Source organism: Pseudomonas sp. K5002, from assembly GCF_013386655.1.
Taxonomy (GTDB): domain Bacteria; phylum Pseudomonadota; class Gammaproteobacteria; order Pseudomonadales; family Pseudomonadaceae; genus Aquipseudomonas.
Map to the genome: position 1 here is coordinate 1 of NZ_JACARK010000877.1, position 6807 is coordinate 6807.

Annotated in this window: 5 protein-coding genes and 1 pseudogene; 1 reads left to right on the forward strand and 5 read right to left on the reverse strand. The window is 60.4% G+C overall.

The window, feature by feature from the left end; all coding sequences use genetic code 11:
- From HX846_RS39830 to HX846_RS30385, 3 genes are all read right to left on the reverse strand, one after another.
- Positions 1-143: hypothetical protein (locus HX846_RS39830; protein ID WP_178966801.1), on the reverse strand; the 143-nt coding region annotated here is incomplete at its 3' end.
- Positions 140-3301: an efflux RND transporter permease subunit gene (locus tag HX846_RS30380; protein WP_003219803.1), complete on the reverse strand. Its 3162-nt coding sequence runs from the start codon at positions 3299-3301 to the stop codon at positions 140-142. The genes HX846_RS30380 and HX846_RS39830, both read right to left, overlap by 4 nt.
- Before the next feature lie 3 nt (positions 3302-3304).
- The gene (locus HX846_RS30385) at positions 3305-4453 is read right to left on the reverse strand and encodes an efflux RND transporter periplasmic adaptor subunit (protein WP_003219800.1); all 1149 of its coding nucleotides are present in this window, start codon (positions 4451-4453) and stop codon (positions 3305-3307) included.
- A gap of 286 nt (positions 4454-4739) precedes the next feature.
- Between HX846_RS30385 and HX846_RS30390 the strand changes: the two genes are divergently transcribed.
- Complete coding sequence (locus tag HX846_RS30390) at positions 4740-5372, forward strand: TetR family transcriptional regulator (protein WP_003219798.1); 633 nt, start codon at positions 4740-4742, stop codon at positions 5370-5372.
- Between the two features lie 230 nt (positions 5373-5602).
- On the opposite strand, the gene HX846_RS30395 is transcribed toward HX846_RS30390, so the two are convergent.
- Both HX846_RS30395 and HX846_RS30400 read right to left on the reverse strand, forming a co-directional pair.
- Positions 5603-6658: an alkene reductase gene (locus HX846_RS30395; protein ID WP_003219797.1), complete on the reverse strand. Its 1056-nt coding sequence runs from the start codon at positions 6656-6658 to the stop codon at positions 5603-5605.
- A gap of 26 nt (positions 6659-6684) precedes the next feature.
- A pseudogene (locus HX846_RS30400) lies at positions 6685-6807 on the reverse strand (MFS transporter); the annotation flags it as partial.

The window sequence follows — 6807 nt, forward strand, 5'->3', positions numbered from 1 at the left end:
CCCGGCGCCTGGGCCGACGAATACGCCGGCCCCTGCGGGAACTGCGCGGCTACCGGCGCTTCAGGGCGCTGGTAGTCCGGGATCAGCGAGCAGCCACTGAGCACGAATGCCGTGACAGCTAAGGAAAGTAGCGACTTGCTCATTGGCCAGCCTCTTTAGGAGTTTGCTTGGGTTCAGTCTTTTTACGCTCGCCAGCGGAGGACACGGTTGCGAAGAACAGGGGTACCCAGAAGATCGCGAGGACCGTGGCGGTGATCATACCGCCAATTACGCCCGTACCGATGGCGTGCTGGCTACCTGAGCCGGCACCGGTGGAAATTGCCAGGGGCAGTACGCCGAGCATGAACGCCATGGACGTCATGATGATCGGTCGCAGACGCATGCGGGATGCCTCGATGGCCGACTCGACAATGCCTTTGCCCTGCTCGTGGAGCTCCTTGGCGAACTCCACGATCAGGATGGCGTTTTTCGCTGCCAGGCCCACCGTCACCAACAGGCCCACCTGGAAGAACACGTCGTTGGACAGTCCCCGCAGGCTGGTGGCGATCAACGCACCGATCACACCCAGCGGTACAACCAGAATCACCGCAATCGGGATCGACCAGCTTTCGTACAGTGCCGCGAGGCAGAGGAACACCACCAGCAGCGACAGGGCGTACAGCGCAGGTGCCTGGGAGCCGGACAGACGTTCTTCGTACGACAGGCCGGTCCAGGAGTAACCAACGCCAGCCGGCAGGTCCTTGGCAATGCGTTCGACTTCCGCCATCGCATCACCGGTACTGTAGCCAGGTGCCGGGGTACCGAGGATTTCCATCGCCGCTACACCGTTATAGCGCGAGAGTTTCGGCGAACCGAAGATCCACTTGCCCGAAGAGATGGCCGACAGCGGCACCATCTTCCCGGACGTGCTGCGCACGTACCATTTGCTCAGGTCTTCCGGAGACATCCGGCTGGCGGCGTCACCCTGTACATACACCTTCTTCACACGACCACGGTCGATGAAGTCGTTGATGTAGCTGCCACCCAAGGCGATTGCCAGGGTCTGCTGGATGTCTGCCAGGCTGATGCCCTGGGCACTGGCCTTCTCGTCGTCAACGGTCAGCTCGTACTGCGGCTCATCGTTCACGCCGTTGGGGCGCACGCCCGCCAGGATCTTGCTTTGTGCCGCGGCACCCAGGAACTGGTTACGCGCATCCATCAGCTTCTGGTGGCCGACGCCGCCCTGGTCTTGCAGGAACACGTCGAAACCGGTGGCGTTACCCAGTTCGAGTACCGACGGTGGCACCACGGCAAATACCATGGCGTCCTTGAAGGCCCCGAAGAAGTAACCCTGGGCACGCTTGGCAACCTCAAATACCGACTGGCTCGAGTCACGCTCGTCCCACGGCTTGAGCATCACGAACGCGAGGCCCGAGCTCTGGCCACGACCGGCGAAGTTGAAGCCGTTCACGGTAAACACCGATTTGACAGCCTTGCCTTCGCCTGGCTCGCCTTCCTTGTCGTTCAACAGGTAGGCGCGCATATCGTCGATGACTTTCTGCGTACGTTCAGCCGAAGAACCCACCGGCGTTTGTACCTGGGCAAAGATCACGCCCTGGTCTTCCTCTGGGAGGAACGCGCTTGGAATGCGGGTGAACATCCAGATCATGCCGGCAAGGATCAGGGCATAGACCACGAATGCCGGGAACTTGTGCTTGATCATGTTGCCGACGCCGCGCTCGTAGCTCAGTACGCCACGGTCGAAGGTACGGTTGAACCAGCCGAAGAAGCCGCGCTTGGGTTGGCCGTGTTTTTCCGGGTCAATCGGCTTGAGCATGGTGGCGCACAAGGCCGGGGTGAAGACCAGGGCAACCAGTACCGACAGCGCCATCGCCGAAACGATAGTGATGGAGAACTGGCGGTAGATCACACCGGTGGAACCACCGAAGAACGCCATTGGCAGCAATACCGCCGACAGCACCAGGGCGATACCCACCAGGGCGCCCTGGATCTGGCCCATGGACTTGACCGTCGCCTCCTTGGGCGACAAGTGCTCCTCGGCCATTACCCGCTCGACGTTCTCCACCACAACGATGGCATCGTCCACCAGCAAGCCGATGGCCAGGATCATGCCGAACATGGTCAGGGTGTTGATGGTGAAGCCGAACGCAGCGAGGATCCCGAAGGTACCCAGCAATACCACCGGTACGGTCATGGTGGTGATGATGGTGGCGCGGAAGTTCTGCAGGAACAGGAACATCACCAGGAACACCAGCACGATCGCTTCGATCAGGGTGTGAACCACACCGGAGATCGATTCGGTCACAACCGGCGTGGTGTCATACGGCACCACAGCCTTCATGCCAGGCGGGAAGAACGGTTCGAGGGACGCAACCGTTTCGCGAATCGCCTTGGCGGTGTCCAGTGCGTTGGCACCGGCTGCCAGCTTGATCGCCATACCGGAAGCCGGCTTGCCGTTGAACTGTGCGCTGATGCTGTAGTTCTGGCCGCCCAGTTCGATACGCGAAACGTCACCCAGGCGAACCTGGGAACCGTCGGTATTGACCTTCATCAGGATATTGCCGAACGCTTCAGTGGTTTGCAGACGCGTCTTGCCGATGATGGTGGCGTTCAACTGAGTGCCGGGCAGGGCAGGCAGGCCGCCGAGTTGGCCGGTGGCCACCTGGACGTTCTGCGCCTGGATGGCGTTGCTGACATCCACGGGCGTCAGCTGGTAGTTGTTCAGCTTGGCAGGGTCGAGCCAGATACGCATGGCGTACTGGGAACCGAACACCTGGAAGTCGCCCACACCGGCGGTCCGGGAAATCGGGTCCTGGATGTTGGAAACGATGTAGTTGGAAAGGTCATCCTTGGTCATGCTGCCGTCTTCCGACACCAGACCGATCACCATCAGGAAGTTCTTCACCGACTTGGTAACGCGGATACCCTGCTGCTGTACTTCTTGTGGCAGCAGCGGGGTCGCCAGGTTGAGCTTGTTCTGTACCTGAACCTGGGCGATGTCCGGGTTGGTACCCTGGTTGAACGTCGCGGTGATGGTCATGCTGCCGTCGGAGTTACTGTCCGAGGCGACATAACGCAGGTTGTCGATACCGTTGAGCTGTTGTTCGATGACCTGCACCACGGTGTCCTGCACGGTTTGTGCAGACGCGCCCGGGTAGGTCACCTGGATATCAATGGCGGTTGGCGCGATGGCCGGGTACTGGTTGATGGGCAACTTCAGGATCGACAGTGCCCCGACCAGCATGATCACCAGGGCAATTACCCAGGCGAAAATGGGACGGTCGATAAAAAATTTCGACATGAATTACTCCCCTTGACCAGCAGCGGCAGCAGGAGCAGCAGCGGAACCGGCGGGTTTGGCGTTATCAGCGTCCTTGACCTTGACTTCGATGCCCGGCTTGATGAATTGCAGGCCTTCGGTGATCACACGGTCACCGGCGTTCAGGCCTTTTTCCACCAGCCAGTAGGCGCCGGTAGTGCGGTTGGCCACCAGTACACGTTGCTCGACCTTGTTGTCCTTGTTCACCACCAGCGCGGTCGGGATGCCCTTCAGGTCGCGGGTCACGCCTTGCTGTGGTGCCAGGATGGCCTTGCTGTTCACACCGGCTTGCAACTGCGCGTGGACGAACATGCCCGGCAGCAGGGTGTGGTCAGGGTTCGGGAACACGGCCCGCAGGGTCACGGAACCGGTGGTTTCGTCGACCGAGACTTCGGAGAATTCCAGCTTGCCTTCCACGCCGTAGGCGGTGCCGTCTTCCAGGGTCAGCTTGACCTTGGCCGCGTTTTCGCCGGCTTTTTCCAGTTGGCCGCTTTCCAGGTCGCGACGCAGTTTCAGCATCTCGGCGGAGGACTGCGTGACGTCGACGTAGATCGGGTCCAGTTGCTGGATCACTGCCATGGCGTCGGTCTGGCCGTTGCTGACCAGCGCACCTTCGGTGACCGAAGAGCGACCGATACGCCCGGAGATCGGGGCAAACACCTTGGTGTAGCGCACGTTGATCTGGGCCGTTTGCACGTTGGCTTCAGAGGTCATGCGGTTGGACACGGCGGTGTCGTATTCCTGGCGGCTGACGGCCTGCTCATCGACCAACTGCTTGTAGCGATCGGCAATCGACTTGGTCTGGGCGAGGTTGGCCTGGGCGCTTTTCAGCGAGGCGTCATACACCGACGGATCGATCTGATAGAGCTGCTGGCCTTCCTTGACGTCGCCCCCTTCCTTGAACAGACGCTTGAGAATGATGCCGTTGACCTGAGGGCGAACCTCGGCAATGCGGTAGGCCGTGGTGCGGCCTGGCAGCTCGGATGTCAGGGTAAAGGCTTGAGGTTGAATAGTGACCACGCCGACCTGAGGGGTTTGAGCGGGCGGAGCCGCTTCTTCCTTTTTACATCCGCTGAGCAGCGATGCCAGGGCGACGGCAGTAACCAGGGCGGTAACAGCTGGCTTAAGTTGCATGAAGATCCTCGGGTCAGGCGCGCAGAGTGCGCACAAGAAGTGTGGAAGGGTAAAAAACAGGCACTGAGTGGATAAGTAGCTTGCTACGCAATATACTTACGTTCATGGTTGTTTGTAAACTCTTGACAGGCTTCGCGGAATGTTGACAAAGCAGCGTCCAAAGCCTCGATTCTAGTACGTTCGGCGCCCTTGACGGCGTCGTCCCACAATTATTCAGATGGTCGTTAGCAGCGGTTGAGTCTGCGTTACCGATCACCCCAAGTCTCCTGATTGAGGTTTTACTGCCATGGTTCGTCGTACCAAAGAGGAAGCTCAGGAAACGCGCAGCCAGATTCTTGAAGCGGCCGAGCAGGCCTTCTACGAGCGCGGGGTTGCGCGTACCACGCTGGCGGATATTGCCGCGCTGGCAGGCGTGACACGTGGTGCCATCTACTGGCATTTCAGCAACAAGGCCGACCTGGTGCAGGCGATGCTCGATACGCTGCACGAGCCGCTGGATGAATTGGCCAGGGCCAGTGAGAGCGAGGACGAGGTCGATCCGCTGGGTTGCATGCGCAAGCTGCTGATTCATCTGTTCCATCAAGTGGCCCTGGACCCGAAGACCCGGCGCATCAATGAGATTTTGTTTCATAAGTGCGAATTCACCGATGAAATGTGTGATCTGCGCCGTCAGCGCCAGACCGCCAGCCTCGAATGCAACCTGCGCATCGGGCTGACCTTGCGTAACGCGGTCCATCGCGGGCAGCTTCCGGAGAATCTCGACACCGTACGTGCCGCGGTGTGCATGCACGCCTATATCGACGGAATTCTCGGCCAGTGGCTGCTGGTGCCCGACAGTTTCCAGTTGGCCCAGGACGCAGAGCGCTGGGTCGATATCGCGTTGGACATGCTGCGCTTGAGCCCTGGCCTGCGCAATTAAGACAAAATGCGTAATTGCGACCAGTTGTGTCAACAATAAACACCGGGGCTGGTCAATCAGGCTTTTCCCTGATTTTGTGGGGTGACGTTATATACGGGCTGGCGGGCGGTTGATAGGTAGTTGGCTAAGTATTTTGTAGCAATATTGTTGCAAGGCTGTGAAGGAATGTTTCCTGCGGCCCATAAAAAAGCCCCGGCTCTCGCAAGTCGGGGCTTTTTCGTTTCAGCAGATCAGAGTGCCAGGGTCGGGTAGTCGATGTAGCCGACCGGGCCTTTGGCGTAGAAAGTCTCTGGATGTGCTTCGTTCAGCGGTGCATCGGCCTTCAGGCGAGCCGGCAGGTCCGGGTTGGCGATGAACGGCACGCCGAATGCCACGGCGTCAGCCTTGCCCGAAGCCAGCCACGCGTTGGCGCTGTCCTTGGTGAAGCGTTCGTTGGCGATGTACGGGCCACCGAAGGCGGCTTTCAGTTGTGGGCCGAGGCTGTCGCCCGCTTCCTTTTCACGGGAGCAGATGAACGCGATGCCACGCTTGCCCAGCTCTTTGGCGACGTAGGTGAAGGTTTCCGACAGGTTGGCGTCGCCCATGTCGTGTGCGTCGGCGCGTGGTGCCAGGTGCACACCGACGCGACCGGCGCCCCAGACTTCAATCACGGCGTCAGTGACTTCGAGCAGCAAGCGTGCGCGGTTTTCCAGGGAGCCGCCGTAGTTGTCGGTGCGCTGGTTGGTGCTGCTTTGCAGGAACTGGTCGAGCAGGTAGCCGTTCGCACCGTGGACTTCCACGCCGTCAAAACCGGCGGCCTTGGCATTCTCGGCACCTACGCGGTAGGCGTCGACGATATCGGCGATTTCAGCGACTTCCAGGGCGCGCGGGGTAGGGTAGTCGGCCAGTGGACGCACCAGGCTGACGTGGCCCTTGGCTGCGATGGCGCTTGGGGCAACCGGTGCTTCGCCGTCCAGGTACGACTCGTGGGAGATCCGGCCCACGTGCCACAGTTGCAGGAAGATCTTGCCGCCTGCACCGTGCACGGCCTTGGTCACATTGGCCCAGCCGCGAACCTGGTCGTTGGACCAGATGCCCGGGGTGTCCGGGTAACCCACGCCCATTGGCGTTACGGAGGTGGCTTCGCTGAGGATCAGCCCGGCGGAAGCGCGTTGGACGTAGTACTCAGCCATCAGCGCATTGGGCACGCGACCGGCGTCGGCACGGCAGCGGGTCAGCGGCGCCATGATGATGCGGTTCGACAGTTCCAGGTCGCCCAGTTTGATCGGATCGAAAATAGTCGTCATGGGATAACACCCTTCTCTTTAGTTGATCAGTTAGTCGCGGGGGCCAGGTCGGCATCGCCGGTCTGACGGAAAGTAATCAGGGTCACCAGCAGCGCGAGCACGGCCAGTGCAGCAGCGGCCAGGGGCACGCTGGTCAGGCCGAAGCCGTG